Origin of the sequence: Riemerella anatipestifer ATCC 11845 = DSM 15868 (genome assembly GCF_000252855.1) — a bacterium.
Classification (GTDB): Bacteria; Bacteroidota; Bacteroidia; order Flavobacteriales; family Weeksellaceae; genus Riemerella; species Riemerella anatipestifera.
The window spans coordinates 688,124-715,119 of record NC_017045.1 but is presented as its reverse complement, the minus strand read 5'-3'; the positions used below and the strand labels follow the sequence as shown (position 1 = coordinate 715,119).

Genomic DNA, 26,996 nt, shown 5'->3' with positions numbered 1-26,996 from the left:
CTTTAGAACGGATAACCAAAGGCAAAGTTGAGTGTAGGTTTAAGTGGTTGTATCTTATTGATTCTCCAGCGTTCTCCTTCTGGTTGGTTAGGGTCGTACATTTTGTAGGCAAAATCTACTCTGAGGGTAACATAGGCAACATTTATTCTTACCCCAAAGCCACTACCAACGCCTAGCTGTTTATAAAATTTATTGAACTTAAAGGCATCTCCTAATCCTGTATCTTTAAGCGACCAAATGTTTCCTGCATCTGTAAACAAAGCCCCTTCAAACATATTATTTATAGGGAATCTGTATTCTATATTAGAAGTTAGTTTTACATTTCCCATAATAAAAGACCTTACTTTTTCATTTATTTGAGAATCGGCAGGACCAAGCCCCCCAAAGGCAATCCACGCACGAATATCATTAGAGCCTCCATTAAAATAAGATCTCACAAATGGCATATTGGTTGAGTTTCCATAAGGAATACCTACTCCAATAAACTGCCTAAAAACAAGTGTAGATTTTGAATTGATGTTAAGGTATTTTCTCACATCGGCATCAAACTTTGCAAACTGTGAATAAGGAATATCGAATATTGTTTTTTCGTTGTTGGTTAAAATACTTTTGGAATCTTTGGTTTTTCCGAGTAAACTAATGAGGTTTCCTGCAAATTCCATTTTTCCATTAAAATAGAATGGATGTTTGTAGTATTCTTTACCAATTTCGTTGTATAAAAACTGATAGTTTAGAGAAGAAATAAGTATATTTTGCGTCTGTCTATCTCTATTAAGTAGCGACTGTAAGAATGTATTATACATATTTCTATTCTCTGTATTTAAAGAGCTTAAAAAGGTTCCATCGGAAATTATAGTTTTAGAAACTTCATCGTAGGGATAGGCATTTGTATCATAGGAGGGGTTAAAAGCCTGATACAGATTAAAGATATTTTGTCTTGCCTCATTATCTCCACGGAATAGGTCATAATAGCTGTCTTTATTTCTAGTTAAACTTAGCTGTGTGTTGAATAGAGAAAGTCTGTGAGAAACCACATCATTTACATTAGCAGTATAGTTGAGACTTCCATTAAAGTTAATTCTATCCATACCAATGTTATTCTGTACAGAAGTTCCTAAAACAATAGAAGTTGTGGGAGAATAGCGTTTAGGAATTAATTTGTGGTGTTTAAAAGGGAGTAAAAGCCTTGGGATATTAAGAGCCATCTGTGCAGAAAGTTCGTAAGCGTTGAATATTTTACCAGGGTCTTTGCCGTTTTTGGTAGTACCAATAATACCTGAAAAACTTGTAGATAGATTTTCTGCACCACCAAATACATTTCTTGTAATAAGCTCTATAGAAGGAGAGAAACCAAAGTTTAATATTTGAGAATAATGAGCATCAAAGGCGGCTTTAAACTCGTATTTAGAAAGTGGTTTTAAGATATACCTTACATCTAAAATACTGTCGTTATTTTTTCTTAAACTTTCTTTGTAATCTATAATACTGAAATTATTCATCGCATTGATGTTCCTTTTAGTAAGGTCTAGCCATTTTTGCTTGTAAACTTCTCCACTTTTAAGAATGGTGGGGAGCCATAGAGAGCGGGTTGTATATTGTTGGTCAAGTTTGTGTATTCTTACACTGTCGTCTTCAGAGAGTTTATCAAAACGGTACGGTTGAGTATTTAGGGTGTCACTAATGTGGTTTACAACGAATACGTCTACCTTTCCTATAGTTGTTTTTTTATAAGGACTATTCTTATTACCTTTATGTATATCCATTGTGAGAGGTACACTTTTGTTGCTTTCTAGTGTATCTGCGGTAAAGTAAATTTCCTCATTAGTTCTATTGAAACTATAGTAGCCCATCTCTCTCATACGCTCGGTAATTCTTTTGACTTCCTCTTCCAATTTTTTTTGATCAAGAATATCTCCTGTTTTTATTTTACTTTTATGAAATTCCCCTTCATAAATCCCCCTAATATTGCTATCTGGGATAGAGTAATAATAGTTTTTTATTTTTGTCGGCTCGTTAAAGGTGAGCTTATAAGTTACTTGGGCTTTTTGTTTTGCAGTATCAATATCTTGTTTGTAATCCACCTTGGCGTCCCAATAACCTCTATAACGCATAAATTGCCTCATATTTTTTGCACTAGCAATGGTTTTTCCTTGCTCCAAAATTTTAGGAGCTTCGCCTACGGTGTGTAGAAAACGGTCTACGGTTAAAGATTTTCCTACATATTCAGGGTGACCGTATTTAACAAATAGAGAGTCCCTCAAACTCTGATTTCTCATTTGGTTAGGGTAGGTCATATATTCTGTGAGAATAGTATCATATTTAGGATTAGCAGCATTATAAAGCCATAATCCAAACGGAACCACAAAAAGAACTTTCTTATTAGGTTTCTGTTGTATGTAATTAGATATTTCGCTGGCAAATAGCTTTTTATCTTCGTAAATTATAGTGTTTTTCGTAAGTAAGGCTTCACCGTGAGGTACTTTTTTGGTGCTACTACAAGCGTACAAAAAAGCAAGTAGAATTGCAAGTGCGGAAAATAAATAATACTTTTGAAAATATTTTCTGATATGCTTACGAGTCATAAAGTTAAAATTTTACAATCTTTGGATAAGAAAAAATTCAGACAAAAATACAATTTGTTTTTGGTTGAAGGTAACAAAATCATCAAAGAATTAAAAAACACCAATATAGAAATAGAGTCTGTTTACTCTGTAAATAGTGATGGAATAGAATTTTTAGCTGATGTTTTAGTTCCCATTACGGAAAAGGAACTAAAAAAGGTGAGTTTTCTTAAAACTCCTAAAGATAGTTTAGCGGTTTGTTATTTGCCTACTCCAAAAATCACAGAAGATAACAATATTAATTTAGTTTTAGATGGGCTTCAAGACCCAGGTAATTTAGGGACTATTATCCGTTTGGCGGATTGGTTTGGCATAGAGCAGATAGTCTGTAGTACAGATACCGTAGATGTTTACAACCCCAAAGTAATACAAGCTACCATGGGCTCTTTTACTAGAGTGAATGTGGTGTATAGTGATATAGAACAATTTTTATTGAATTCTCCTGCAGAAAATATCGGTACAGATATGGAGGGCGAAAATCTATACAAAACTAATTTTCCCAAAAAGTTCAATCTAGTGTTAGGAAACGAAGGCAACGGAATGCGACCTAGCGTAGAACGATTGATGAAACGGAATATCACTATTCCTCGTTTTGGCAATCACAGAGCTACAGAAAGTCTTAATGTATCTATGGCGGCGGGGATTATTTTAGGACAAATATTTTCTGATAAATAAATTAGTGTTATAAAGACTTTGAGAGGGAGGTATGTGTTAGATTATTTAGAAAATTTTTAGGCTTTTATCATTAAAACAAAAATCGTTATGCCAACGATACCAAAGTAGAGATCTTAGGCGAGCAATCCAGCCCAATGAGTGTGTTTAGCATTACCTACAAAGCCACTGGCAAAGCAGATGGTACACTCATCAAAGGTAAGAATGCGGAAATCAAAGGCATATTCATTAAAATAGACGGGGACAACCCTAAGAACGGCATCATCTTTAAAAACTTAGACACTCAAAACGAGGTCAAGTTGGCTAAAGATAGTATCGTAATCAACGAGCCATCAAGGCTACTTATCCTTGTGTCTTCGGATTTGGGGGCAGGTAATTACGAGCTAAGCATCACCACACAAAGTAGTAAAGGTTCTGTTTTATTAAAAGAGCCAAGAACCGAAACTCTAAACACGCCTATTACTATTGTGTAGTGTATTTTTGGTACTTCTAATAACGAATGCCCTTCCTTATCACTAAGGAAGGGCATTCCTCTTATAAGGGGAAGGCACTTCACTGCCTAAGGCGAAGCCTCTTCACTCGTACGAGTGAACTACCTTCAGATTTACTAAATAAATAAGGTTAGATATTTTACTATTATTTTGGGTGTATGTGTGTATTTTTATCTGTATATTATAGTAAATGTTGTGTTAAAATAGTGTGATTTTAAAATTTTACAGTAAAAAAATTTTTTTTATTCTATTTTTTTACAGAACTTTGTTTGCGTGTAATAAATGAAATACTAATAAACATGGTAAAATCAAACATTTTAGGGTATCCTCGTATTGGGGAGAAAAGAGAACTCAAAAAGGCTAATGAGCAATTTTGGGCAGGTAAGATAACCGAAGACGAGCTACAGAAGGTAGCGAAAGAAATTCGTACTCACAACTGGAAACTGCAACAAGAGGCAGGAGTAGATTTGGTTCCGTCTAACGATTTTTCGTTGTACGACCAAGTATTAGATGCTACTTTTAGCTTTAATGCTATCCCTACGCGTTATTTGGAGTTAGAAAAAGCTAAAAAAACAGATTTAGAACTGTATTTTGCTTTGGCTAGGGGGTATCAGAAGGAGGGGATAGATATTACTGCAATGGAAATGACCAAGTGGTTTGATACTAATTATCACTATATCGTTCCTGAATTTACTAAAGACCAATCGTTCTCGTTGCGTAAGAACTTTGCTCTAGAGTATTACAAAGAGGCAAAAGATTTAGGGATTGAAACTAAACCAGTTTTGATAGGGGCTGTAACTTATCTTTTATTAGGTAAAGAGAAGGAGGAAGGTTTCCACCGTCTAGAGTTGTTACCTTCTCTACTGGAGGTTTATCGTAAGATTTTAGCCGAGCTGCAAGAGGCAGGGGTAGAGTGGGTGCAGATAGATGAGCCTCTATTGGTATTAGATTTAGATGAGAAGGCACAGAAAGCCTATAGAGAGGTTTATCAGAAGTTTCAAGAAGAGTTTCCTAAGCTCAAGATTATTTTAACTACTTATTTTGAAGCCTTGGGAGATAATTTAGAGTTAGCACTTTCTCTTCCTACAAAGGCACTCCATATCGACTTGGTGAGAGCACCGCAGCAATTAGAGCTTGTTTTAGACAAGTTCCCAGAGGATAAGATTTTATCGGTAGGGGTGGTAAACGGACGAAATGTATGGAAAAATGATTTTGAAGATTCGCTTACGCTTATCAATAAAGCTAAAGAAAAGTTAGGAGCAGAGCGTGTATTTGTCGCAAGTTCGTCGTCATTATTACATTCGCCTTGTAATTTGGAGCTGGAGGATAACGAAGCTGTCTTGACCCCAGAAATTAAACAGTGGTTGGCGTTTGCTAAACAAAAAGTTACCGAGGTGGCTACACTTACTTCTATCGTTAATGGGGTAGTTTCAGAATCGGCACAAAAACTTATAGCAGAAAATAAAAAAGCCGCAGAAAGTAGAAAGGTATCAGAGCTTATTCATAACAAAGGGGTTAAGGAGCGTCTTTCTAAGATTACAGATAAAGAGGCGCAGCGTAATAGTACTTTTGCTCATCGTAGAGAGCTACAACATCAGTCGTTAAATTTACCATTGTTCCCTACAACTACTATAGGCTCGTTCCCGCAGACTCCAGAAGTTCGTAGCTGGAGAGCACAGTTTAAAAAAGGACAGCTAACCCAAGCAGAGTATGATGGGCTTTTGGAGAAGGAGATAGAAGAGTCTATCCGTTTTCAAGAGGACGCAGGTATAGATGTGCTAGTTCACGGGGAGTTTGAGCGTAATGATATGGTGGAATACTTTGGAGAGCAGCTAGAAGGTTTTGTATTTACTAAGTTTGGTTGGGTGCAGAGTTATGGCTCTCGTTGTGTAAAGCCACCTATTATCTTTGGAGATGTATCTCGCCCAGTACCAATGACGGTGCGTTGGTCTAAGTTTGCCCAGTCTTTAACGGAAGTTCCTGTAAAGGGTATGCTTACGGGTCCTGTTACTATTTTGCAATGGTCTTTTGTAAGGGACGACCAGCCTCGTTCTGCTACTTGTACCCAAATTGCTTTAGCAATTAGAGACGAAGTGGTAGATTTAGAAAAGGCGGGTATTAAAGTGATTCAGATAGATGAACCTGCAATTAGAGAAGGTTTGCCGTTAAGAAAAAAAGATTGGCAAGATTATCTGCAGTGGGCAATTAGAGCTTTTCGTATTTCTGCTTCGGGAGTGCAAGATGCTACCCAGATACATACCCATATGTGCTACTCGGAGTTCAACGATATTATTTCTAATATCGCTGATATGGACGCCGATGTGATTACGATAGAGTGTTCTCGTTCGCAAATGGAGCTTTTAGATGTATTTGCAGATTTTAAGTATCCTAACGAGATAGGTCCTGGTGTGTACGATATCCATTCGCCTCGTGTACCCTCGGTTGAGGAGATGTCTGGACTGATGGATAAAGCAGTAGCGGTAGTCCCTAAAGAACAACTTTGGGTAAACCCAGACTGTGGGCTTAAGACACGCCATTGGGAAGAAACCAAAGCCGCTCTTGTAGCGATGGTAGAAACAGCGAAAGAATTAAGAGCGAAGTATTCTAACTAATAGTACAGACAGAAGTATATCCGTCTAAAAAAGATATTGCCACCTTTCTAGGGATAATAAATAATAATTCCCTATTAGGTGGCAATATTTTGTTTTATATTCTATTTTTTATGTCCTATGTACTGGATTCCTACTATTACCTCTTTGGCATCTACCTTTATGCGATTTCTTCCTATATCCACACCTTTGGCACGTACGGTTCCATTACTTCCAATTTTTATTCCGCCTACACTCACACCATCTTTTCCTACACTTACAGGTCCATAATTATCTAAACAATCCGCTTTATTGTTTAGAGATATGGTTAATCTTCCACCATCTTCGTCATCATTATTAAAAACGATGCACCCTAAGTTTATTCTATACGAACCTGCAGTTTGTTTTGGTACAGAGTAGCTCGAACCTCTCTCACCTTTTGTATCTAGTATGGCATAAAATCTACTATTGGGAATGAGGTTGGCTATCCATATTTTCTTTGATGCTTTGGCATCTCTAGTAATTACTACATCATCTTCACTGTGCTTATATTCATCAGGAGCATCTAATGCAGATTGTTCATATTTTCCTAAAATTGACTGGGCTTTACTCACTGTTACCGTTGCCATTAGAAATACGGCTAAAAGAATTTTTTTCATAATCTGTTAGTATTTAATGTTTATTGCCAAAGTTAGCATTATATGTTTATAAGTAGATTAAATTTTTATTAAGCATTTGTGATAGTTTTCCCATTTATTAATTCAGAAGATACTTGTTAGTTAGAAAGTTATGTGACGGATGTCCTTAGAAATTGGAAAAATAAGACGTACCTTAAAATGATTATGTGATGATTTTTATCAAATGTTAAGAAAAATTAACATTAGAATTTCTCTAGTTCCGAGTTTATGCAGATATTTGCCACCTGTAAAATAAAAATAAAATGGGAATAGGTAATATATTCAAAGCTTTTCAGCCGAAAGATAAAGTGTTTTTTGTGCTGTTTGATAAAGTAGCTGATAACTTAGTGGAAATGTCTAGATTATTCCATGAAGGTATTAAAGATTTTGATATCAATGATGATTCTTTATTAAAGAAAATGAGTGATTTTGAACATCAAAATGATAATATTACTCACGAAATTTATGTAGAACTAGGTAAAAACTTTATTACGCCTTTTGATAGAGAAGATATCCGTTATTTAGCAAGTGGTTTAGATGATATTGCAGACTATATCTATGCTTCTGCAAAGTATATATTCTTATACAAAAGCCCTGAAACTAATGCATTCCAAGAACTTTCATTGCTCATTCATAAATCTTGCTTACAAATAAAAGTAGCAATAGAAAACCTTAAAGAGTTTAAAAATCCAGCAGCGGTTAAAGAGGCTACTATCAAAATAAATAGCATTGAGAACATTGCTGATGATGTACATAGCCAAGCGATGATAAAGCTGTTTGAGTCTGGAGATCCTATCAATGTTATTAAGGTAAGCCAAGTGCTTAACTACCTAGAGGAGGTAACAGATAAGGCTGAAGATGTAGCTAATATCTTGGATAACATTATTATTAAATACGCTTAGAGGTTTTTTAATTAACTTAAAACAAAAAAAGTATGGATTTTCCTATACTGTTGATTGTCATTATTGCGTTAGCACTTATTTTTGACTATATCAATGGCTTTCACGATGCCGCTAACTCTATAGCAACTATTGTTTCTACTAAAGTTTTAACTCCTTTTCAAGCAGTGCTTTGGGCTGCTGTGTGGAATTTTGCCGCTTTCTTTATCGCCTTCTACATTGTAGGAGAGTTTAAGATAGGTAACACTATTGCCAAGACGGTGAACGAAGACTTCATCAATCTGGAAGTGATTTTTTCAGGATTGATAGCAGCCATCGCTTGGAATCTTCTAACTTGGTGGTTTGGGATACCATCATCTTCTTCACATACGCTTATAGGTGGGTTTTTAGGAGCCGCTCTTATGCACGCTTTGGTTTTGGATTATCATGAGATTGTATCAGCACAACCAGAATTGTCTACTTTCGAAACAATGAAACTGGCTTTTAAACAGTTGTTTTCTCAAGATGTAGTAAAATACAGTAAGGTAATACCAATATTCTTATTTATTTTTATGGCACCGTTTATTGGTATGGTAGTATCTATTATTATTACACTTATCATCATCAATATTTGTAAAAAATCTAATCCTCATAAAGCAGAAAAAGCGTTTAAACAACTTCAGTTAGTTTCTTCAGCTTTGTTTAGCTTAGGGCATGGTCTTAATGATGCTCAAAAGGTAATGGGGATTATCGGAGCAGCGGTGATTTTCTACCATGTAGATATGGTAGGCGGTACGGATATATACACACAAATGCTTCCTAGTGATAGATTTAACTATTTTGCAAAAGACTATGTGTGGGTTCCGCTAGCATCGTTTGTGGCTATTGCGTTAGGAACTATGAGTGGTGGTTGGAAAATTGTAAAAACAATGGGAACTCGTATCACGAAGGTAACGCCTTTAGAAGGAGTAAGTGCAGAAACAGCAGGTGCGGTTACTTTATTTTTGACTGACCATTTTGGTATTCCTGTATCTACTACCCACACGATTACTGGGTCTATTATCGGGGTTGGTCTTACAAAGAGAGTTTCTGCCGTGCGTTGGGGTGTTACAGTGAGTTTGCTTTGGGCATGGATACTTACAATCCCAATTAGTGCGATAGTAGCGGGGATTACTTATCTTATTGTGATAATGTTTTAAAATATAAAATTGATACATGCCTCTTTATAAAGAGTTTTCTACGAAAGAAACAGCCGTTTTAGTTTGGAAACACGATGAACAAAAAGAGGTATGGAGTGAGGAAATAGATACTCAATCTAAAATATCACTAAAAAAACAATACGAACGACTGATGGTAAGGAGAATGCTCAATTCGGCATTGCCTTGCCATCAGTTGCTTTATTTGGAGGACGGAACGCCTTATTTAGAGCCTTCGTCTGCATTTATTTCAATCAGTCATTCATATCCTTATGCAGTTTTGGCAATCGCTCCTAGAAAAATAGGTGTGGATATAGAAAAGAAATCTGATAAATTAGTTCGTTTAAAGGAGAAAATACTCTATCCTTCCGAAAAACTTTGGGTTTCTTCCGAAGATGAAGAATCTTATCTGACGGCACTATGGACGATTAAGGAGAGTTTATATAAAATTCATTCGGCTAAATATTGGTCTTTTAGAGAACATTACGAAGTGCTGCCTTTTTCTTTGGATAACCTATCTTCAGTGGAGTGTAAAGTGCTTAATAGCCCAACCGATAGTGCAGATATATACAGAGCAAAGTTGGAAGTTATAGATGAAGATTATTACTTAGCCGTAGTAGAAGAAGTGTAATACTTTCTTAGTTCTAAACTTACTTTTCTTTGTTTTTTGGCGGTACTGAAAATCAGTTCTAGGAGTTCTTGTATGCTTTTAAGTTCGGTGAGGTAAGTTACCTTTTTAGAATCTCGTATATTATAAAACTCGTTTTCGGATATTTCTGTTTTCCTTTTGTTTAGAAGTTGGTGTACATAATCTTCAGGTGTCAGTTGGCTTTGCTCATCTAATGTTTCATCGTAGAATTCATTATTTAGAGCGATTTCTATTTTGCTTAGTTCAGCATTTATTTTGGTGTTCCACGCTTCAAAATCTATTTCAGGATAATCCTTCTTGGTTTTAGCGTATTGTGATAAAGAAGCAATATAAGCCGTTAATAGATGTGAGGTATTAACGAATTGATGGATATGTTCTAGCTTTTTTCGCTGGTTTTTGGGGTCAGATAACATTCTTTGGAAATTGTCGGATAAATTGGCCAAAGCAATGGTCGCATTTTTTCTCAGCAAACGGTATTTTTCATCGGTAATATTTTTGTGCTGTAGCGTTTTTATAATTTCTTCAAAATAGGCTTTGTTATGGTTGATGGCATTGAGCATAAGGGTTTGGTTCTGGGTGTGTTCCCAAACAGGAAAGATAAAGTACGAAGTGAAAAGAGCGATAATCCCAGCGATGATAGTATCTATAATTCTATCCTTTAAGATAGTTTCAAAGTTGCCTGGATTTAAAAAGTTGAATGCCAAAAAGATATAAACCGTCATGAAAAGAACTGCCCAAAAATAGCGTGTTCTGAAAGTTGCAAAGCAGAATACCATAGAAACAAATAATACGGAAACTTGTGCAACGGGGTGGGTAACCCAATAGATAGCCGCTGTTCCTAAAAAAGCACCTACTAAAGTGCCATAAAGTCTAAGAAGATTTCTGCTTTTAGTAATGCTGTATGCAGGACGCATAATGGCGACAATAGTAATGAGAATCCAGTAAGAGTGTCCTATGCTGAGAGCTTCTATTTTAGAAACTGCGTAGCCTATCAGCATAGCTATAGTTACTCTAATAGAGTATCTAAATTGTGCAGAATCTAAGGAAAGATTGTTTTTAAACACCTTAAAATTGATAGGATTTTCATTTGGTAGAAATTTTGATAAATCCAATCCAGAAGATAAACTCTTAGCGAGTTTGGTATCTTGTGATGAAACTTTGTAAATCTGATTGATACTTTCAGTAAGTTCCGCTAGTCTCATCATACTTTGTCGCAGGAGTAAGAAATAGTCTAAAGTTTCTGCCGATAGCTTCTGGTTTCTTAAATCAAAGTAGATGTTAAAGCAATCTTCTAACTCTAGTGTAAGAGCGTGTTTTGGTTTTGGAGTGCTGCTTGTTTGTATGCTTATACCAATATTTTTAAGCTCAATGGAAAGTATAAACAGCATTCTTTGTATCTTGTTAAATACTTCTTCGTTGCCAAAAAATTGTCTTATTTTAGAATAATCATTATCGGAAGTGAGGAGTTTTTCGTACAAATCAATACTACTAATGAAATTCATCATTAAAAGTCGGCTAGCAGTGGTAGATTCATTAACAAACTTTCTAGTTTTGAAAAGGAGCTCCCTTGTTTCTTCCTGAATATTTTTAATGAAAATTTGTTGCGTGGTAAGTTGTGTCACCAGTTGGTCTAAATCTGAATCTTTGGAATAGAATTTAGACTTCTGTTCTAAGAACTTAGCGAGTTCTAAGTAATTTTCGCCTACGAGTTGTTTGGCGAGTTTATAAGGTTGTAGTCTAGATAGTAATAGTAATAAAAGTAAGTACCAAAGCGTTCCTAGTGTGAAGATAAACAGGCTTTTAACTATATGATTGCCAGTAAGATGTCCGTCAATAAAAATAGCTAATACCACCAAAGAAAGTCCACCAACGGAAGCCAGTCTAGCACCATAGACTCCTATCATATTGAAAAACATTCCAAAAATGATAATTTCTAAAAACACCAGCAGACTATAATCTTTGAGCAAGCTAGCGGTAGTAGATACCACTAAAAAAGCAATGATGGCAGCAATTAAAGTGTTTCGTCTTCTCACGAATGAGCCAGGTAAATCTACCAAGGCAATAAAACTCGTACCTAAAGGAAATAGGAAGAAATCTTTGAAAACTCCTAAATAGCTAAAAATAATAGACGGTATAACAATAGCCAAAGAAATTCTTACCCCAGCATATAAATATTGACTAGAAAAGAAGTTTTTGAGTTCTGTGGTATATCTCATACGGCTAACATCGAGGTAGGTTTTATTTTTCTTTCTTTTTTTTCTTCTTCTTTTTTTCTTTTTTACAGAATTTAGAAAGGTCTTTGGTAGTGATGAGTTCTTCGTTTAAAAGCCTTTCTATAAGGAGTTTTTTGTTATTGATATAATAAGTTTCTACAAAATTTTTGAGTAAGAAAAGCTCATATTCCTGTTTAGAAATTTCTATTTTGTAGAAAAAAATCCGACCTTCTTTCTCTGTGCTTATGAATCTCTTTTCTACTAATATTTTAAGGAAGGTAGAAATGGTGTTTTGGTGAGGTTTGGGTTCTGGATAGGCTTCCACAATGTCTTTAAGGAAAGCTCCTTGTAATTCCCATACAACTTGCATTAGTTGCTCCTCAGCGGTAGTGAGTGGTGTTATCATTGATAAATAGTTTGCTACAAAAGTAACGAAATGATATTAAAATGCCATAGCAGAAAGTAGTTTTAATTATAAGTTAATAATGTTTTAGTTTTTCAAAAACTCTTTTATCAATGGGGAGCTTAAAAGGGCATTGGTCTTTTAGAGCTACCCATTTGATGTTTTCTATACTAGGCTCTTTTATTTTTAGCGATGTTAAATCTTCTATTTCTACCAAATAATAGACTGTAAGTAATTGTTCGTTATCTCTGAACTTAGAAACTAGAAAATCTTCCTGTGTGTAGAAATGTTGGGCTGATTCTACTGTTAAATTTAATTCTTCCCAAAATTCTCTTCGGAGGCAATCTAGCAGTCCTTCTCCGTATTCTAGTCCACCACCAGGGAGTTTAGTGAGGTCTTCGCCAACATATTTTTCTTCCAAAGCTAAAATTTCGGATTCACTATTCAGGCAGATGCCGTAAACACGAATGTTAATCTTATCTATTTTCATAGGTTCTTTTTTCTTAATTTTGTACCACAAAGTTAAATTATTTCATAGATGTTCAGAAAACAAATCATTCTTATCATTCTAGTATTTTTAGGTTTTTACAATGCCAATGCACAAGACCTTAAATTTCTAAAACTTAAAAAATACAAAGTAGCTACTCTAGACAAACAACTTAATGAAACTTCGGGGCTTACAGAAATAGAAGGGAAATTACTATCCTTTAATGATAGTGGGAACTCGGCAGATATTTACGAAATTGATAGAGAGAATGGCGATGTTAAAAAAATATCCACTAATGCTACCAATTTTGATTGGGAAGCCATTAGCACCGATGGTAAAAACCTTTACATTGGCGATTTTGGGAACAATATGGGGACTAGAAGTAATCTAATGGTGTACAAAATTCCGTTTCACGATGGAGAGCCATCTCTTAAGTACGAGAAAATGTTGAGGTTCTATTATCCTAACCAAGAAGAATTTGTTCCACTTAATAGGAAAAATAACTTTGATGCTGAATCTATGATTTACCATCAAGGCAATATCCAAATCTTTTCTAAAGAGTGGGCTAGCTATAATACAAGACATTACGAAATAAAAACCGATACGGAAGAAAGACAACCTGCGGTTCTTCTGGAGGAGTATCCGCTGGGCTATTTGGCTACTGATGCTACCTACAAAGATGGTAAACTTTACATTATAGGTTATACCAAAAAGGCGGAAGTTTATCTTACGGTATTTCAAGAAACAGCTCCAAACAGATTTTTTGAAGCTAAACCACAGAAATATTATTTAGGTATGAGTTTCAAATTGGGTCAAATAGAAGGGATTACCGCTACAGAAAAAGGTCTTTACATTTCTGGAGAGCGTTTCAAAACCAAAATAAAAGATGTAAAACAACCGCTGTATTTTGTGCCTTATAATAAACTGAAATAGCTTATATTTGTAGCATAATTTAATAATATTTAAGTAATCTGTGGCAAATATTGTAGAGGAAATAAAGCGACCAATTGGTGCGGAAATGAAACTTTTTGAACAGAAGTTTTATGAGTCTATGCAGAGTAAAGTACCTTTGTTGGATAAGGTAACTCGCTTTATTGTAACTACTAAAGGCAAGCAGATGCGTCCGATGTTTGCGTTTCTGTGTGCCAAGCTCGTAGGTGATGTTAATGAGAAAACTTACAGAGGAGCTTCTATGATAGAGCTTATCCATACCGCAACGCTGGTGCACGATGATGTGGTGGACGAAAGTTTCAAAAGACGAAACTTCTTTTCAATCAATGCCTTATGGAAGAATAAAATAGCCGTTTTGGTGGGAGATTATCTTTTGTCTAAATCAGTGTTGTTATCTACTGACAATAAAGACTTTGATTTACTATCCGTAATATCTACCACCATTAGAGAAATGTCTGAAGGAGAGTTACTTCAGTTAGAAAAAGCTAGGAAACTAGATATTACAGAGGAAGTTTATTATGAAATTATCAGACAGAAAACAGCCACTCTGATAGCAGCTTGTTGCGAGATAGGAGTTTTGTCCAATGGTGTAGATGAAACTATGGCTAAAAAGATGCGAGATTTCGGAACTTACACCGGAATGGCATTTCAAATAAAAGATGACTTGTTTGATTATTTATCTAAAAATATCATAGGAAAACCAGTAGGGATAGATATAAAGGAACAGAAAATGACACTTCCACTTATCTATACTTTAAAAAGTGCCAACGAAAAAGACCGTAAATACTACTTTGATACCATAAAACGCCACAATCATAATCCAAAGAGAGTTAAAGAACTGATTGATTTTGTGAAACAGTCGGGTGGGTTAGATTATGCTATGGGTGTTATGAAAGATTTTCAGCAAAAGGCAAAAGATATACTAGAGGAATTTCCAGATTCTGAAGCCAAGACTTCGCTCAATTTGATGCTAGATTATGTTATAGAACGGAAGTTTTAGGTTGAAAAGGGAGATTTAGGATTAGCCATTATACTTATTTTACGACAAATAAAAACCAAATAAATAAATGAAAAAAGGTCTTATATTTTTAATCCTAATTTTAACAATATCGTTGTCATTTGGACAAACCAAAGTAAATTACAAAGTATTTTATTCAGAAAATCTTCAAAATGAAGGTTTAAAAATAAAAGTTTCATTTTCTTCAAAGAAAGCGTCTGATTCTACATATTTTCAATATTCAAATGAAGTTTGGGGAGAAACCAACCTTACAAATTGTTTGAAATTGGTAGAAAAAGAAAACCCTAAATACAAATTTAAAATTGTAGCGGATAGTAGTAGAATTGTTGTTTATCATCCAAAAGAAAAAAGTATTAGTTTTTCATATCGCATCATTCAAGATATAAAAGAGGAAGGTTTTAAATCTGGATATAGACCAATTTTACAAAAGGAATATTTCCATATTTTAGGGCAAAGTCTTTTCATTGTACCTGAAGAAATATTTGATGGAAAAATTGACGACCCAAAAATTACTGCAAATATTGAATGGTTGAATTTTCCTAAAAACTTCCTCATTCATAACACATTTGGTTCACAACAATTAAAACAAAACCTAAAAGTAAAACTTTGGAGCGAATTTTATCATTCACTATTTGTTGGCGGTGATTATAGAATTAAATCATTTAATTATTTGAAGAAACCAGTGTATTTTGCAATTAGAGGAAAATGGTTAGGAGAATATACTGATGACAACCTTTTTGAAGCATTAAAAAAGACAATTCCAACTCAAAGAGAATTTTGGAAGGACAATGATTTTGATTATTACACGGTTATCATCACACCAACCATCACAAAAACTGACAGTATTTATAAAGGACAAGGCCTTACAGGGACAGGGATTAAAAACGGGTTTATCATTCGGTCATCAAACAATCCTTTTAATGATTTTTCTACAATGAAATATGTTTTCAATCACGAAATGATGCACGATTGGATTGGTGGTAAAATTTCAATAAAACACGAAGAACTAAATTATTGGTTCAGTGAAGGATTTACAGATTATTATGCTTACAAAAATAGACTGCGAAATAACGACCTAACTTTGAAGGAGTGGCTTGATAGTTTTAACACAGAAGTTATAAAAGCGCATTGGGAGAATCCAGAAAGAAACAAACCAAACTATGTAATTAAAGATGACTTTTGGAAGAGCGAAAATGTAGAAAAAATACCTTACAGAAGAGGAGCTATTTTTGCTTTTTGGCTAGACAATCAAATTTTAAAGAAAAGTAATTGTACAAAATCTTTAGACGATTTAATGAGGGATATTTTAAAAATTTGCACAACTGAAAACAGAAAGTTTACCGATGAACTGTTTTTAGAAATTGCACAAAAATACCTTGATAAAGATATAGCATACTTTTTTCAGAAGCATATCATCAATGGATTAGATTTTGAGTTAAAAAATGAAGACTTGATAGACGGATTTCAAATTGAATATGTTGAGAAAGTTCCCAAAATAGTAGCTGAAAAAGAAGTGTTGAAGAAATATATTTTGAAATAAAAAACAGTTGTTATTTAAGTTACTTTCTCCTTTAGTAATAAAAATCAAAGTGTTAAAATACTAATAAAACCTTCTATATCTTATGGAAGTTTTTATTTTTTAGCTAAATTTGTACCTTAAAATTTTTATAAAAATAAATCAATGGATATTTTTGATAGAATAAAACAAAATCCTGGTCCACTTGGTCAGTTTGCTGATTATGGAGAAGGCTATTTTGTGTTCCCAAAATTAGAAGGTCCTATAGGTCCTAGAATGAAATTTCAGGGTAAAGAAGTTATTTTTTGGAGTGCAAACGACTATTTAGGGCTTTGCAATCACCCAGAAGTAAAAGAAGCTGATGCCAAAGCAGCAGAGGAATACGGTATGTTTTACCCTATGGGAGCTAGAGCAATGTCTGGCGAAACGCCTTATCACCAGCAGTTGGAGCAAGAGTTGGCAGAGTTTGTAGGTAAAGAGGCTTCTTATTTGCTAAACTTTGGCTATCAAGGTATGGTATCCATTATAGATGCTTTGGTATCAAAAAATGATGTTATTGTTTACGATGTAGACTCTCACGCTTGTATTATAGACGGAGTTCGCCTTCATATGGGTAAGAGATTTACTTATCGCCACAATGATATAGAAAGTGTAGAGAAAAACCTACAAAGAGCTACAAAAGTAGCAGAAGAAACAGGTGGCGGTATTTTGCTGATTACAGAAGGTGTTTTCGGTATGAGAGGACAGCAAGGTAAACTGAAAGAAATAGCCGCTCTTAAAAAGAAATATAAATTTAGAATGTTGGTGGACGATGCTCACGGTTTTGGTACATTAGGTAAAACAGGAGCTGGAGCTGGAGAAGAGCAAGGGTGTCAAGATGAGATAGATGTTTATTTCTCTACTTTTGCAAAATCTATGGCAGGTTTTGGAGCGTTTGTAGCAGGAGATAAGGAGATTATCCGTTATTTAAAGTACAATATGCGTTCTCAAATTTTTGCAAAATCCCTTACTATGCCTATGGTTATAGGAGGTTTGAAAAGATTGGAGCTACTTAGAAGTCGTCCAGAGATTAAAGCTAAACTTTGGGAAAATGTAAATAAATTACAAAACGGTCTTAAAGAAAGAGGCTTTAATCTAGGAGATACCAATACTTGTGTAACGCCTGTATTTATAGAGGGAAGCCCTGTGGAGGCTACCCTATTGGTAAAAGATTTAAGAGAGAATTATGGTATCTTTACTTCCGTAGTAGTTTATCCTGTGATTCCTAAAGGAATGATTTTACTAAGACTTATCCCTACGGCTTCTCATACAGATGCTGAAATTAACGAAACTATTGCAGCGTTTGAAGCGATACACGATAAGTTGGTAAAAGGTTACTACAAGGAGCAAGAAAAACAACTTTTGGAAGAAAAAGGTTTTTCATTTAAACCTCTATAAGACTTATTGAGAATAGATATTTAATAAGAGGGGCTTAATTAAAAGTCTCTCTTTGTTTTTTGTAAATGGAATTAAACTTTCTAACAGATAAAAATGATTATCTTTGCAGTAAAATAAACAAAGAGTTATGAGTGAAGTAGTTTTATGTCCTAAATGTGGTTCAGAGTTTACTTATCCACAAGATGATTTGATGGTGTGTTCACAATGTTTTCACGAGTGGAATCCTGCGGAGGTTTCTGTTTCTGATGGAGAGAAAATATTAGATTCTAATGGTAATGAGTTGCAAGATGGTGATACTGTGGTAGTAATAAAAGATTTGCCAGTAAAAGGAGCGCCAAAACCAGTAAAGGCAGGGACTAAAGTGAAGAATATCAGACTAAATTATGATAGCGACCATAATATCAGTTGTAAAATAGACGGATTTGGAGCTATGGGCTTAAAGTCAGAGTTTGTAAGAAAGGCTTAAATTTAGAAATAATTAAAAAATACAGTGTAAGAAAGGATAAATTAATCTAGGCTTACACTGATTTTTTTTGCAGTTAATTCCTCTTCGGAGTACATAATGAGTTCTACATTCATAATATCAATTTTGTTCCAATAGAATCCTCCAGAAAATCTGCTTTCTAGCACTGTGGCGGTGTATGTTCCGTTTGGGGATTCTTTGATTTCGTTAGGATAATAGAAGTTTTTAGAACATTGTAGAATTTCTTTTTCTTGTTCGGTTAGGATATTTACTTCTCCAAATAATTTGGCAACATAGCTGTTGCTAGGCTTTTTATATAGCTCTTGTGGTGTGCCATTTTGAACAATTTGTCCATCTTTTAAAATTAAAATTTCATCTAACCAAGGCATCACCTCCTGTAAATCGTGGGTAGAGATTAGAAGCGTGATGTTTTGTTCTTTAACATAATCAAACAGTTTTTTTCTAATATCTATTGTTCTAGAGACATCTAAATTACTGAAAGGTTCGTCTAGTAGCAAGAGTTTCGGTAATAGAGAGAGGGCTCTTGCAATGGCAACTCTCTGTTGCTGTCCACCACTGAGGAATTTGGGCTTTTTATCTATTTCATTACTAAGACCCACAATGTCCAAAAGTTGATTGACTTTATTTTTTTTCTCTTCAAGATTGATGTTAGAAATAAATTTACCCACATTATCATACACCGTTCCGTAGGGCATCAAATCGTAGTTTTGAGCTACCAGTTTCATTTCTTTTTCACCAGGGACAATGTTGGCTTTTGGACCAAATAAGGGTTTGCCTTCAAAATAGATGTGCCCTTCTTGCCAATCTATAAGACCATAAATAAGGCTTAGGAGAGTGGATTTTCCGCAACCGCTTTCTCCAGCTATGGCAATAATTTTCCCTTTCTCAAAACTCCAATTGAAATTAGTGAAAATAGAGCGTTCCGAATGATACGAAAAAGATAGATTCTTTATTTCTAAAAACATAAGGGCAAAAGTAAGGATTTTTACCTTCGGAGATGAGGTTATTGTAGGTTTTTGAGTGTTGAAATTTCATATTAGTTTCAAAACCCCTATTTTAGCAGTCTAATAGCTTTCTTATAATTGACTTTAGAAACTTCCATAGAATACCTTAAAGGAGTAGGTCCAGAGCGGGCAAAACTCATCAAAAATCTGCTGGGAATAAGTACAGTGGAAGATTTGCTTACATTCTATCCAATAAGATATTTAGATAAAAGCCGACTGTATAGAGTAGCAGATTTGCAGAAAAATGCAGATGTAGAGATGCAGTTAAAGGGTAAGATAAGAGAATTGCAGGAGGTGGTTTATGGTAAGGGACAAAAACGATTGTCTGCAAAATTCTACGATGAAACAGGCGTGATAGAACTGGTTTGGTTTAGATATACCAAATGGATGGTGGAGCAGATGCCTATCAATAAAGAAGTATTTATTTTTGGTAAGGTCAATTGGTTTAATGGAGTTTTTTCTATGCCTCATCCAGAGATAGAGCTGGACGAAAAAAAAGCTCTGTCTGAAACTCTATTACCCATCTATTCAGGGAGTGAAAAGCTTATTAAAAGAGGGGTTAATAATAAATTTTTCCAAACTATTATCAGGGAGGTTATTAAACAGGCTTCGTTCTTTTTAGAAGAAAATTTGCCGAGTAATATCCTTAGTTCGCTTAAACTAATTGGTAGAAGAGAAGCTTATCAAAATATCCATTTTCCTCAAAATATAAGTTGGATAAATGAGGCTAATAAACGCCTGAAATTTGAGGAAGCCTTTTTCTTTCAGCTAGGATATGGTCTTAAAAAACAATATCAAAAAGTATCCAATGTAGGAATTCCCTTTCCGTTAGTGGGAGATTATTTTAATAATTTTTATCAAAATAAATTACCTTTTGAACTCACTAACGCCCAAAAGCGAGTTCTAAAAGAAATTAGAAATGATATGAAAAAGCCTATCCAAATGAACAGGCTTTTGCAGGGCGATGTAGGTTCGGGTAAAACTATGGTGGCGTTGCTTTCAATGCTATTGGCGTTGGATAATGGGACGCAGGCGTGCCTTATGGCTCCCACGGAAATTTTGGCTCAACAACATTATAATAGCATCGTTCAACTTTTGGAAGGAACAGGCATCGAAATAAGGCTCTTAACAGGTTCTACAAAAAAATCGGAACGAAAAGATATTCACGAAGGATTAGAGTCTGGGAGATTGTCTATCTTGGTAGGAACTCACGCCATATTAGAAGATGCGGTTAAGTTTAAAAATTTGGGCTTGGGCATTATAGACGAGCAACATCGTTTTGGGGTGGCACAAAGAGCGAAACTTTGGTCTAAAAATAAAATTCCACCGCATATTTTAATTATGACGGCAACGCCCATTCCTAGAACTTTAGCGATGAGTTTTTATTCAGATTTAGATGTTTCGGTAATAGATGAGTTGCCGACGGGGAGAAAGCCTATCATTACGGCTCATAGGAGAGAAAAGGACAGACTTTCGGTTTACCAGTTTGCAAAGGAAGAAATCCAAAAAGGAAGGCAAATTTATTTTGTGTATCCACTAATAGAAGAGTCAGAAACTTTAGACTATAAAAACTTGATGGAAGGCTTTGAAATAGTGCTAGACTATTTTAAAGATTACGAAGTTACCATGCTACACGGCAAAATGAAACCTCACGAAAAAGATGAAGCAATGAATTATTTTGCTTCAGGTAAGGCTCAAATTATGGTAGCTACTACGGTTATAGAAGTGGGGGTAAATGTACCCAATGCTTCGGTAATGGTAATAGAAAGTGCCGAAAGGTTTGGACTTTCACAGTTGCACCAACTTAGAGGTAGAGTGGGACGAGGGGCAGAGCAGAGCTATTGTATTTTGATGTCCTCGGATAAACTATCCACGGAAGGGAGAAAACGAATTAAAACGATGTGCGAAACTAATGATGGATTTAAAATCTCGGAGGTAGATATGCAACTTAGAGGTCCTGGGGATATATTGGGAACTCAGCAAAGTGGTATTGTAGATTTTAAAAAGTTGGATTTAACTAAAGATGCTTCGGTGATTAAAGTAGCACAGAAAATAGTAACCCTATTGGTTCAAAGCGACCCTAATTTAACTCACCCAGCACACGCTCAATTAAGAAATTACTACATAAAGCAATATAAAGGTAAAAACAAATGGGGAAAAATCAGTTGATTTTTCCCCAGTATTAAATGTTTTATTTCTTTTAAAATTAGTCGCTAGTTCTAGCAGAAGTTTTATAAACTTGGAAGTTGAATACAAAAGTTCTGTCGTTTAGAGAGTAACCAGCATAATTAAAATGAGCATCTCTAGCAAAAGCTGCTTTTGATGGCACTATAATTACTCCTTGTAAGTTGTAATCTACTTCAGCTTCTTGATTAAAACTTTTAAAATATTTCAAAGCCTCCTGGAAACCTTCTATTTCGTAGTAGCTTCTAGTCTTTCCGCTACTTGTTAGTACCGAGTTTTTAACATAATAGAAAGAAGGATCTTCCTGTGGTGTCCCTGTACCGCTAATAGTGTTATAAAAAGTATACGGACTTCTGAGTTTTACACTTTCATTTTCTTTAGTAGCAACATAGGTCATTGTCTTATGCATTAGGTTTATGTTGTCCGTAGCACCTATAGTGGTGCCATTGTCAGGTTGTGCGTTTGGTCTTACAATGTATACTACTCCAGATTCTAAAGTTTGAGGGTTATAATCAGATAAAGGCTTTTCATTATCATCAGTTGTACTACTAGAGTCGAAAGCCACAATATTTCCTCTAGAATCAAAATAATTGTCCTTTAAAAATTGCTGAATGGCTTGTGCATCATAATCATTTTGTACACTAATATCTACTGTTGTAGTGGTAGTAGTGGTAGTATCTCTTTTGCAAGAGGTAGTGGTAAGTCCTATAGCCAAAAGGCTGAGTGCAATGCTTTTTTTCATTAGAATATCTTTTTGCTTAATAAGCAATTTTCTTAAATTGCGATTTTATTTTTTAGTAACGACAAAAATATAAATAAAATATGAGAATAGATAAATTTTTGTGGAGTGTGAGGTTTTTTAAGACAAGAAGTATTGCGGCAGAAGAAATAAAAAAGAATAGAGTTTCGGTGGGAGAGCAAGTTGCAAAGCCTTCTAGAGAAGTGATGGAGGGCGATATAATTAAAATTAGAAAAAATCAAATTGATTATAAAATAAAGGTAATTCAAATCCCTAAAAGTAGGATAGGAGCTAAGTTAGTTCCACTTCATATCAAAGATATGACAGATAAAGAGCAATACGAAATCCTAAAAATGCGAAAATTATCACAGGACTACTATCGCCAAAAAGGAGAGGGAAGACCTACAAAGAAAGACCGTAGAGATATGACCGAATTTATTAACACAGACGATGAGACTTTCTTTGATGAAGACGATTGGGATTCGTTTTTTAATGATGCTGAAGATTTAGAAGACTAATAATTTCATCTGCGATTTCGTCGGGAGATTTATCATCAGTATCTACAATATATTTTGCTTTTGAGTAGTAGGCTTGTCTTTCAAACAAGTGTTTTGCAATAAATTCTAGCAGTTGGTCATTGTCTTTTATATGAGCGATAAGTGGTCGGCTGCTTTTTTCTTTTATTAACCTTTTATGAAGATTTTTTACAGAAGTTCTTAGATAAATACTTTCAGAAAGGGCGTTAATGACATCTATGTTATTATAATAAACAGGTGTGCCACCTCCCAAACTAAGGATAGTGGATTTTTGAGTGTTGAGTAGGTGTTCTAAGATTTCTTTTTCTCTTTTTCTGAAATAAATTTCACCCTTTTCTTTAAAAATTTGAGGGATTTCTCTCATTTCTTGCTCAGAAATTACCTTATCTAGGTCTAATAAATTAAAATTTATTTTTTCTGATAATTTTTTGGAAATTAGTGATTTACCGCTTCCCATGTAGCCTATTAGAGAAATAATCATGATTTATTTTTAAACAAAATTGCAGAAAAATTTTGAGAAAACAAAAAAAGCCGTATCTTTGCACCACTTTTGAGGACGGAATTATCCTAACTCAAATGACTCGGTAGCTCAGCTGGTAGAGCAATACACTTTTAATGTATGGGTCCTGGGTTCGAATCCCAGCCGAGTCACAATTTGCTGAAAAGTAAATTTTTTTCATATTAATATTTTGTGATTTGGTGTTCAGAAGTCTCCTTGTTTATTATAAGGAGACTTTTGGTTTTTATATAATTTCTTATCTGATTTCTAGTTTTTGTTACTAGTGATAAAACTTTACCTTTGTGCAGCTAAACTAAAAACAGAATGGAATGTCTACAGAGAAAGGAAGTGAAAGATTTTATAGAAGCACACCTCGAAGAAGATGTGATGAAAATTCTTTTAAAAAAAACGATTTTTGAAGGAGTTAATAATCAAGATTTAGTTCAGCAGATAGAAGGGCGTAGGATAGCTCGTAAAAAATTCCCTTTTTTGGATAGAAGTGGTATTTTGTTTCCTCCTCATCTTAATTTAGAACAATCCTCTTCGCAATCTACGGCTTCTTTTAAAGGAGAATGGTTTAGTGGAAATAACTTTTTGGATTTAACTAGTGGCTTCGGGATAGATGCTTTTTTTCTGTCTCAAAACTTTAAAAAAGTAACTCTTGTGGAGCAAAATAGCTCTCTTTTATCATTAGTTGAACATAATTGGACGGAACTTGGTAGAGAGGCTGATTTCATCAATACAAATCTGGAAACTTTTTTAGAAAATAACCAAAAGCTGTATGACTTGGTCTATTTAGACCCTGCTAGAAGAGATAATAATAAAAATAAAAAATTTCTTTTAGAGGATTTATCGCCTAATATCTTAGAGATTAAAAATCAACTTTTGGAGATTTCTCCAAAGGTGTTGGTTAAACTTTCTCCTCTTATTGATATTAAATACTTGATTTCCGTTTTGTCTCATATCGTTTCCATAGATGTTATAGCGGTAAAAAATGAAGTAAAAGAAGTTTTAGTTTTGATGGACAGAAGTGTGGCAGAAAATACTTTTCCACTTTGCAGATGCTTTAATTTAGAAACAAATGAACCTGATTTTTCGTTCATTATAAAAGATGAAGAGAATACTCAAGTCTATTTTTCTGAAGCGAAGAAATATCTGTATATTCCTAATGGGGCTATACTTAAATCGGGAGCATTCAAGAGTGTTGCAAGAAAATATCAACTGAATAAGCTACATATTAACACACACCTCTATACTTCGGAAGAAAAAATATTAGATTTTCCAGGGCGAGTTTTGGAGGTAGAAGAGGTTTCATCTAAGGAAATAAAAAAAGGAGAGCAGTATAACCTTGTTTCAAAAAATTATCCGCTAAATCCAGTGGAAATTAAGAAAAAATATAAACTTAAAGATGGGGGGCAGAACTATCTTATTTTTACTCAAACCATAAAAGGTAAAGTGATTTTGAGGTCTAAATAAAAATTAAAAATAAATATTTAGGCTATTAAAAAGAGATTTATTAACTTTGGGACAAAATTTAAAAGAATGAAAAAATATATTTTTGCAGTAGCTGCTATTTCGTTTATGGTATCTTGTAAGAAGATTCAGCCAGGAGGCAATAAGAATATTCTTAAACTAGAAGAAGGAGTAGAAAGATATACAGATGATGCACAAGGTAATGGGCATTCTGCTCACGCGGAAGGTCATCATGCTTCAGGAGTTAAAGAAGAAGTAACTATAGACTTGGAAGGTGTTACGCTAAAAGGATATAAAGGTGGAATGGAAGATACGATGTTATCTTTCCTTAAGTCGGGGAAGTATGCATCTTCTTCAGATGATGTTCTTAAGAATGTTTGGTATGATTTTGACCATGTTAACTTTAAAATGGGTTCTACCAATCAGTTAGAGTCTGGTGCAGAGCAAATAGATAACTTAGCAAAAATATTAAAGGCGTACCCAGACGCTAAAATTAAAATTGGAGGTTATACAGATAAAACAGGTAGCGAGGAAACTAATGTTAAAATATCTCAAGCTAGAGCAGAATTTATTAAGGCTCAGTTAGAAAAAGCAGGTGTGGGAGCTCAAGTAGTATCAGCAGAAGGGTACGGAAGTAAATTTGCTAAAGTAGCAGCAGATGCCTCTGATGAGGAAAGAGCTTCGGACAGAAAGATGTCTGTAAGATTCACAAAATAAGAAAAGTACAAGTACATAATCTGCGTCTCTCCTCGCTTTAGGAGGGACGTTTTTTTATTTCATTAAAAATAATTACTTTTACTACATCAAAAATAAACTGATGCAAGAAACACAAAATTACATTCAAAACCACAAGAAAAGATTTTTAGACGAACTTATAGAATTGCTTAAAATAGCTTCTATTAGTGCAGACCCAGCTTATAATCAAGATGTGCTTAACTGTGCTGAAGAGGTAGCAAAACACCTAGCTAATGCGGGAGCGGATGCGGTTGAGGTGTGTGAGACCAAAGGTTATCCTATTGTATTTGGTGAGAAAATTATAGACCCATCACTTCCTACGGTATTGGTTTATGGGCATTACGATGTGCAGCCACCAGACCCTTTGGAATTGTGGGAAAGTGGTCCTTTTGAGCCTGTAGTTAAAGAAACTCCGTTGCACCCAGAAGGAGCAATTTTTGCAAGAGGAGCGGCAGACGATAAAGGTCAGTTTTTTATGCATTTAAAGGCATTTGAAGCGATGATGAAGACTAATGTTCTCCCTTGTAATGTTAAATTTATCATAGAAGGAGAAGAGGAAGTTGGTTCGGCTAGCTTGGCGGATTTCCTTAAAGAAAACCAATCTAAACTGTCTTGTGATGTTATTCTGATTTCGGATACAGGGCTTTACTCTATGGAGCAACCTACGGTAACTACGGGGCTTAGAGGTCTTAGCTATGTGGAAGTAGAGGTAGAAGGTCCTAACCGAGATTTACATTCTGGACTTTATGGAGGGGCTGTTCCTAACCCTATCAATGTATTGTCTAAAATGATAGGTAGTCTTATAGACGACAAAGGGAGAATAACAGTGGAAGGTTTCTATGATAATGTTGAAATAGTTTCCCTTGAGGAAAGAGCGGAAATGAATAAGTTGAAAGACGATGTAGAGTCTTTTAAAAAGTCCATTGGGCTTAATGGCATACAAGGAGAAGAAGGCTATACGACTTTGGAGAGAACTTCTATTAGACCAACCTTAGATGTTAATGGTATGTGGGGAGGTTATATTGGAGAAGGTGCCAAAACGGTAATACCATCTAAGGCATTTGCTAAAATTTCAATGAGGTTAGTACCTAACCAAACACCAGAAGAAATTACGGAGAAATTTGTAAATCACTTTAAGAAAATAGCACCAGATAGCGTTAAAGTGAAAGTAACGCCGCATCACGGGGGAATGCCTTATGTCTTAAAGAGCGATACCAATGAGTTTTTAGCTGCTAAAAAAGCAATGGAGAAAGCTTTTGGAAAAGAGGTTTTGCCGTTTAGAAGTGGTGGTAGTATCCCAATTACGGCGTTGTTTGAGGAAGTTTTAGGAGCTAAATGTGTATTGATGGGCTTTGGTTTAGATACAGATGCAATACATTCTCCTAACGAACATTATGGCTTGTATAACTTCTATAAGGGGATAGAAAGTATTCCGTATTTCTTTCAATACTATACAGAGATGAAAACTAAGTAAATATAACTATACTTGGTATAACATTATAAAAAAATATGGCTACTCTTTTAGGAGTAGCCATATTTAGTTAA

The 26,996-nt window shown here is 34.8% G+C and carries 23 protein-coding genes, 1 tRNA gene and 1 pseudogene; 17 read left to right on the top strand and 8 right to left on the bottom strand.

The window, feature by feature from the left end:
- Positions 1-2 precede the first annotated feature (2 nt).
- A complete protein-coding gene (gene tamL, locus RA0C_RS03510) occupies positions 3-2,582 on the bottom strand; it encodes a translocation and assembly module lipoprotein TamL (RefSeq protein ID WP_013446822.1) in 2,580 nt (859 codons plus the stop codon).
- On the opposite strand from tamL, the gene RA0C_RS03505 reads away from it, so the two are divergent.
- From RA0C_RS03505 to metE, 3 genes and pseudogenes are all read left to right on the top strand, one after another.
- Positions 2,568-3,296, top strand: coding sequence for an RNA methyltransferase (locus tag RA0C_RS03505; RefSeq protein ID WP_004920222.1), 729 nt, complete (start codon positions 2,568-2,570; stop codon positions 3,294-3,296). The two genes, tamL and RA0C_RS03505, sit on opposite strands and share 15 nt — an antisense overlap.
- Before the next feature lie 89 nt (positions 3,297-3,385).
- Positions 3,386-3,766, top strand: a pseudogene (locus RA0C_RS03500) (DUF4469 domain-containing protein); the annotation flags it as partial.
- Between the two features lie 317 nt (positions 3,767-4,083).
- The gene (gene metE, locus RA0C_RS03495; protein WP_004920216.1) at positions 4,084-6,396 is read left to right on the top strand and encodes a 5-methyltetrahydropteroyltriglutamate--homocysteine S-methyltransferase; all 2,313 of its coding nucleotides are present in this window, start codon (positions 4,084-4,086) and stop codon (positions 6,394-6,396) included.
- A 101-nt stretch (positions 6,397-6,497) separates the two neighbouring features.
- Here the strand turns inward: metE and RA0C_RS03490 are convergent, their stop codons facing one another.
- Positions 6,498-7,031 (bottom strand): hypothetical protein, encoded by a 534-nt coding sequence (locus tag RA0C_RS03490; RefSeq protein ID WP_004920214.1) that lies wholly within the window; start codon positions 7,029-7,031, stop codon positions 6,498-6,500.
- Between the two features lie 281 nt (positions 7,032-7,312).
- Between RA0C_RS03490 and RA0C_RS03485 the strand changes: the two genes are divergently transcribed.
- From RA0C_RS03485 to RA0C_RS03475, 3 genes are read left to right on the top strand one after another with little or no spacing between them, the layout of a single operon-like run.
- A complete protein-coding gene (locus RA0C_RS03485; protein WP_013446821.1) occupies positions 7,313-7,951 on the top strand; it encodes a DUF47 domain-containing protein in 639 nt (212 codons plus the stop codon).
- Positions 7,952-7,983: 32 nt separating this feature from the next.
- Complete coding sequence (locus tag RA0C_RS03480) at positions 7,984-9,126, top strand: inorganic phosphate transporter (RefSeq protein WP_004920207.1); 1,143 nt, start codon at positions 7,984-7,986, stop codon at positions 9,124-9,126.
- Positions 9,127-9,142: 16 nt separating this feature from the next.
- Positions 9,143-9,754 carry a 4'-phosphopantetheinyl transferase family protein gene (locus RA0C_RS03475; protein ID WP_004920205.1) on the top strand — a complete coding sequence of 204 codons (612 nt, stop codon included), beginning with the start codon at positions 9,143-9,145 and terminating at the stop codon, positions 9,752-9,754.
- Here RA0C_RS03475 and RA0C_RS03470 read toward each other — a convergent pair.
- From RA0C_RS03470 to RA0C_RS03460, 3 genes are all read right to left on the bottom strand, one after another.
- A complete protein-coding gene (locus RA0C_RS03470) occupies positions 9,727-11,988 on the bottom strand; it encodes an FUSC family protein (RefSeq protein ID WP_013446820.1) in 2,262 nt (753 codons plus the stop codon). The genes RA0C_RS03475 and RA0C_RS03470 overlap by 28 nt on opposite strands.
- Before the next feature lie 22 nt (positions 11,989-12,010).
- Positions 12,011-12,391 carry a BlaI/MecI/CopY family transcriptional regulator gene (locus tag RA0C_RS03465; RefSeq protein WP_004920200.1) on the bottom strand — a complete coding sequence of 127 codons (381 nt, stop codon included), beginning with the start codon at positions 12,389-12,391 and terminating at the stop codon, positions 12,011-12,013.
- A gap of 73 nt (positions 12,392-12,464) precedes the next feature.
- Positions 12,465-12,878, bottom strand: coding sequence for an NUDIX hydrolase (locus tag RA0C_RS03460; protein WP_004920196.1), 414 nt, complete (start codon positions 12,876-12,878; stop codon positions 12,465-12,467).
- A gap of 48 nt (positions 12,879-12,926) precedes the next feature.
- Between RA0C_RS03460 and RA0C_RS03455 the strand changes: the two genes are divergently transcribed.
- The 5 genes from RA0C_RS03455 to RA0C_RS03435 all read left to right on the top strand — a co-directional run bounded on the left by RA0C_RS03455 (position 12,927) and on the right by RA0C_RS03435 (position 18,263).
- The gene (locus RA0C_RS03455) at positions 12,927-13,808 is read left to right on the top strand and encodes a hypothetical protein (protein WP_004920193.1); all 882 of its coding nucleotides are present in this window, start codon (positions 12,927-12,929) and stop codon (positions 13,806-13,808) included.
- A gap of 40 nt (positions 13,809-13,848) precedes the next feature.
- Positions 13,849-14,826 carry a polyprenyl synthetase family protein gene (locus RA0C_RS03450; RefSeq protein WP_004920191.1) on the top strand — a complete coding sequence of 326 codons (978 nt, stop codon included), beginning with the start codon at positions 13,849-13,851 and terminating at the stop codon, positions 14,824-14,826.
- Positions 14,827-14,893: 67 nt separating this feature from the next.
- A complete protein-coding gene (locus RA0C_RS03445; protein WP_004920188.1) occupies positions 14,894-16,384 on the top strand; it encodes a M1 family aminopeptidase in 1,491 nt (496 codons plus the stop codon).
- A gap of 141 nt (positions 16,385-16,525) precedes the next feature.
- On the top strand, positions 16,526-17,797 hold the full coding sequence (locus RA0C_RS03440) for an aminotransferase class I/II-fold pyridoxal phosphate-dependent enzyme (protein ID WP_004920186.1): 1,272 nt from the start codon (positions 16,526-16,528) through the stop codon (positions 17,795-17,797).
- A 127-nt stretch (positions 17,798-17,924) separates the two neighbouring features.
- Positions 17,925-18,263 (top strand): zinc ribbon domain-containing protein YjdM, encoded by a 339-nt coding sequence (locus RA0C_RS03435; RefSeq protein WP_004920185.1) that lies wholly within the window; start codon positions 17,925-17,927, stop codon positions 18,261-18,263.
- Between the two features lie 41 nt (positions 18,264-18,304).
- On the opposite strand, the gene RA0C_RS03430 is transcribed toward RA0C_RS03435, so the two are convergent.
- The gene (locus RA0C_RS03430; RefSeq protein WP_004920181.1) at positions 18,305-19,246 is read right to left on the bottom strand and encodes a sulfate/molybdate ABC transporter ATP-binding protein; all 942 of its coding nucleotides are present in this window, start codon (positions 19,244-19,246) and stop codon (positions 18,305-18,307) included.
- A gap of 117 nt (positions 19,247-19,363) precedes the next feature.
- On the opposite strand from RA0C_RS03430, the gene recG reads away from it, so the two are divergent.
- Positions 19,364-21,454 (top strand): ATP-dependent DNA helicase RecG, encoded by a 2,091-nt coding sequence (recG, locus tag RA0C_RS03425; RefSeq protein ID WP_004920179.1) that lies wholly within the window; start codon positions 19,364-19,366, stop codon positions 21,452-21,454.
- Positions 21,455-21,491: 37 nt separating this feature from the next.
- Here recG and RA0C_RS03420 read toward each other — a convergent pair whose 3' ends face one another.
- On the bottom strand, positions 21,492-22,211 hold the full coding sequence (locus tag RA0C_RS03420) for a hypothetical protein (protein ID WP_004920175.1): 720 nt from the start codon (positions 22,209-22,211) through the stop codon (positions 21,492-21,494).
- A gap of 80 nt (positions 22,212-22,291) precedes the next feature.
- Between RA0C_RS03420 and RA0C_RS03415 the strand changes: the two genes are divergently transcribed.
- Positions 22,292-22,726, top strand: a complete 435-nt coding sequence (locus RA0C_RS03415) for an RNA-binding S4 domain-containing protein (protein WP_004920171.1) — start codon at positions 22,292-22,294, stop codon at positions 22,724-22,726.
- On the opposite strand, the gene RA0C_RS03410 is transcribed toward RA0C_RS03415, so the two are convergent.
- Positions 22,698-23,225 carry a shikimate kinase gene (locus tag RA0C_RS03410; protein ID WP_004920168.1) on the bottom strand — a complete coding sequence of 176 codons (528 nt, stop codon included), beginning with the start codon at positions 23,223-23,225 and terminating at the stop codon, positions 22,698-22,700. The genes RA0C_RS03415 and RA0C_RS03410 overlap by 29 nt on opposite strands.
- Positions 23,226-23,322: 97 nt before the next feature.
- Between RA0C_RS03410 and RA0C_RS03405 the strand changes: the two genes are divergently transcribed.
- The 4 genes from RA0C_RS03405 to RA0C_RS03390 all read left to right on the top strand — a co-directional run bounded on the left by RA0C_RS03405 (position 23,323) and on the right by RA0C_RS03390 (position 26,925).
- Positions 23,323-23,395 (top strand) — tRNA-Lys (locus RA0C_RS03405).
- Positions 23,396-23,567: 172 nt separating this feature from the next.
- Positions 23,568-24,719, top strand: coding sequence for a class I SAM-dependent methyltransferase (locus RA0C_RS03400; protein WP_004920167.1), 1,152 nt, complete (start codon positions 23,568-23,570; stop codon positions 24,717-24,719).
- A 66-nt stretch (positions 24,720-24,785) separates the two neighbouring features.
- The gene (locus RA0C_RS03395; protein WP_004920166.1) at positions 24,786-25,433 is read left to right on the top strand and encodes an OmpA family protein; all 648 of its coding nucleotides are present in this window, start codon (positions 24,786-24,788) and stop codon (positions 25,431-25,433) included.
- Between the two features lie 100 nt (positions 25,434-25,533).
- Complete coding sequence (locus RA0C_RS03390; protein ID WP_004920163.1) at positions 25,534-26,925, top strand: dipeptidase; 1,392 nt, start codon at positions 25,534-25,536, stop codon at positions 26,923-26,925.
- Positions 26,926-26,996: the final 71 nt, after the last annotated feature.

Excerpts from the sequence above, each read along its gene's own strand:
- RA0C_RS03490 (WP_004920214.1), bottom strand. The coding sequence starts at position 7,031 with ATGAAAAAAATTCTTTTAGCCGTATTTCTAATGGCAACGGTAACAGTG.
- RA0C_RS03480 (WP_004920207.1), top strand. The coding sequence starts at position 7,984 with ATGGATTTTCCTATACTGTTGATTGTCATTATTGCGTTAGCACTTATT.
- tamL (WP_013446822.1), bottom strand. The coding sequence starts at position 2,582 with ATGACTCGTAAGCATATCAGAAAATATTTTCAAAAGTATTATTTATTT.
- RA0C_RS03470 (WP_013446820.1), bottom strand. The coding sequence starts at position 11,988 with ATGAGATATACCACAGAACTCAAAAACTTCTTTTCTAGTCAATATTTA.
- RA0C_RS03420 (WP_004920175.1), bottom strand. The coding sequence starts at position 22,211 with ATGAAAAAAAGCATTGCACTCAGCCTTTTGGCTATAGGACTTACCACT.
- RA0C_RS03390 (WP_004920163.1), top strand. The coding sequence starts at position 25,534 with ATGCAAGAAACACAAAATTACATTCAAAACCACAAGAAAAGATTTTTA.
- RA0C_RS03435 (WP_004920185.1), top strand. The coding sequence starts at position 17,925 with ATGAGTGAAGTAGTTTTATGTCCTAAATGTGGTTCAGAGTTTACTTAT.
- RA0C_RS03430 (WP_004920181.1), bottom strand. The coding sequence starts at position 19,246 with ATGTTTTTAGAAATAAAGAATCTATCTTTTTCGTATCATTCGGAACGC.
- RA0C_RS03440 (WP_004920186.1), top strand. The coding sequence starts at position 16,526 with ATGGATATTTTTGATAGAATAAAACAAAATCCTGGTCCACTTGGTCAG.
- RA0C_RS03395 (WP_004920166.1), top strand. The coding sequence starts at position 24,786 with ATGAAAAAATATATTTTTGCAGTAGCTGCTATTTCGTTTATGGTATCT.
- RA0C_RS03445 (WP_004920188.1), top strand. The coding sequence starts at position 14,894 with ATGAAAAAAGGTCTTATATTTTTAATCCTAATTTTAACAATATCGTTG.
- RA0C_RS03465 (WP_004920200.1), bottom strand. The coding sequence starts at position 12,391 with ATGATAACACCACTCACTACCGCTGAGGAGCAACTAATGCAAGTTGTA.
- RA0C_RS03505 (WP_004920222.1), top strand. The coding sequence starts at position 2,568 with ATGCTTACGAGTCATAAAGTTAAAATTTTACAATCTTTGGATAAGAAA.
- RA0C_RS03485 (WP_013446821.1), top strand. The coding sequence starts at position 7,313 with ATGGGAATAGGTAATATATTCAAAGCTTTTCAGCCGAAAGATAAAGTG.
- RA0C_RS03410 (WP_004920168.1), bottom strand. The coding sequence starts at position 23,225 with ATGATTATTTCTCTAATAGGCTACATGGGAAGCGGTAAATCACTAATT.
- RA0C_RS03400 (WP_004920167.1), top strand. The coding sequence starts at position 23,568 with ATGGAATGTCTACAGAGAAAGGAAGTGAAAGATTTTATAGAAGCACAC.
- RA0C_RS03455 (WP_004920193.1), top strand. The coding sequence starts at position 12,927 with ATGTTCAGAAAACAAATCATTCTTATCATTCTAGTATTTTTAGGTTTT.
- metE (WP_004920216.1), top strand. The coding sequence starts at position 4,084 with ATGGTAAAATCAAACATTTTAGGGTATCCTCGTATTGGGGAGAAAAGA.
- RA0C_RS03460 (WP_004920196.1), bottom strand. The coding sequence starts at position 12,878 with ATGAAAATAGATAAGATTAACATTCGTGTTTACGGCATCTGCCTGAAT.
- RA0C_RS03415 (WP_004920171.1), top strand. The coding sequence starts at position 22,292 with ATGAGAATAGATAAATTTTTGTGGAGTGTGAGGTTTTTTAAGACAAGA.
- RA0C_RS03475 (WP_004920205.1), top strand. The coding sequence starts at position 9,143 with ATGCCTCTTTATAAAGAGTTTTCTACGAAAGAAACAGCCGTTTTAGTT.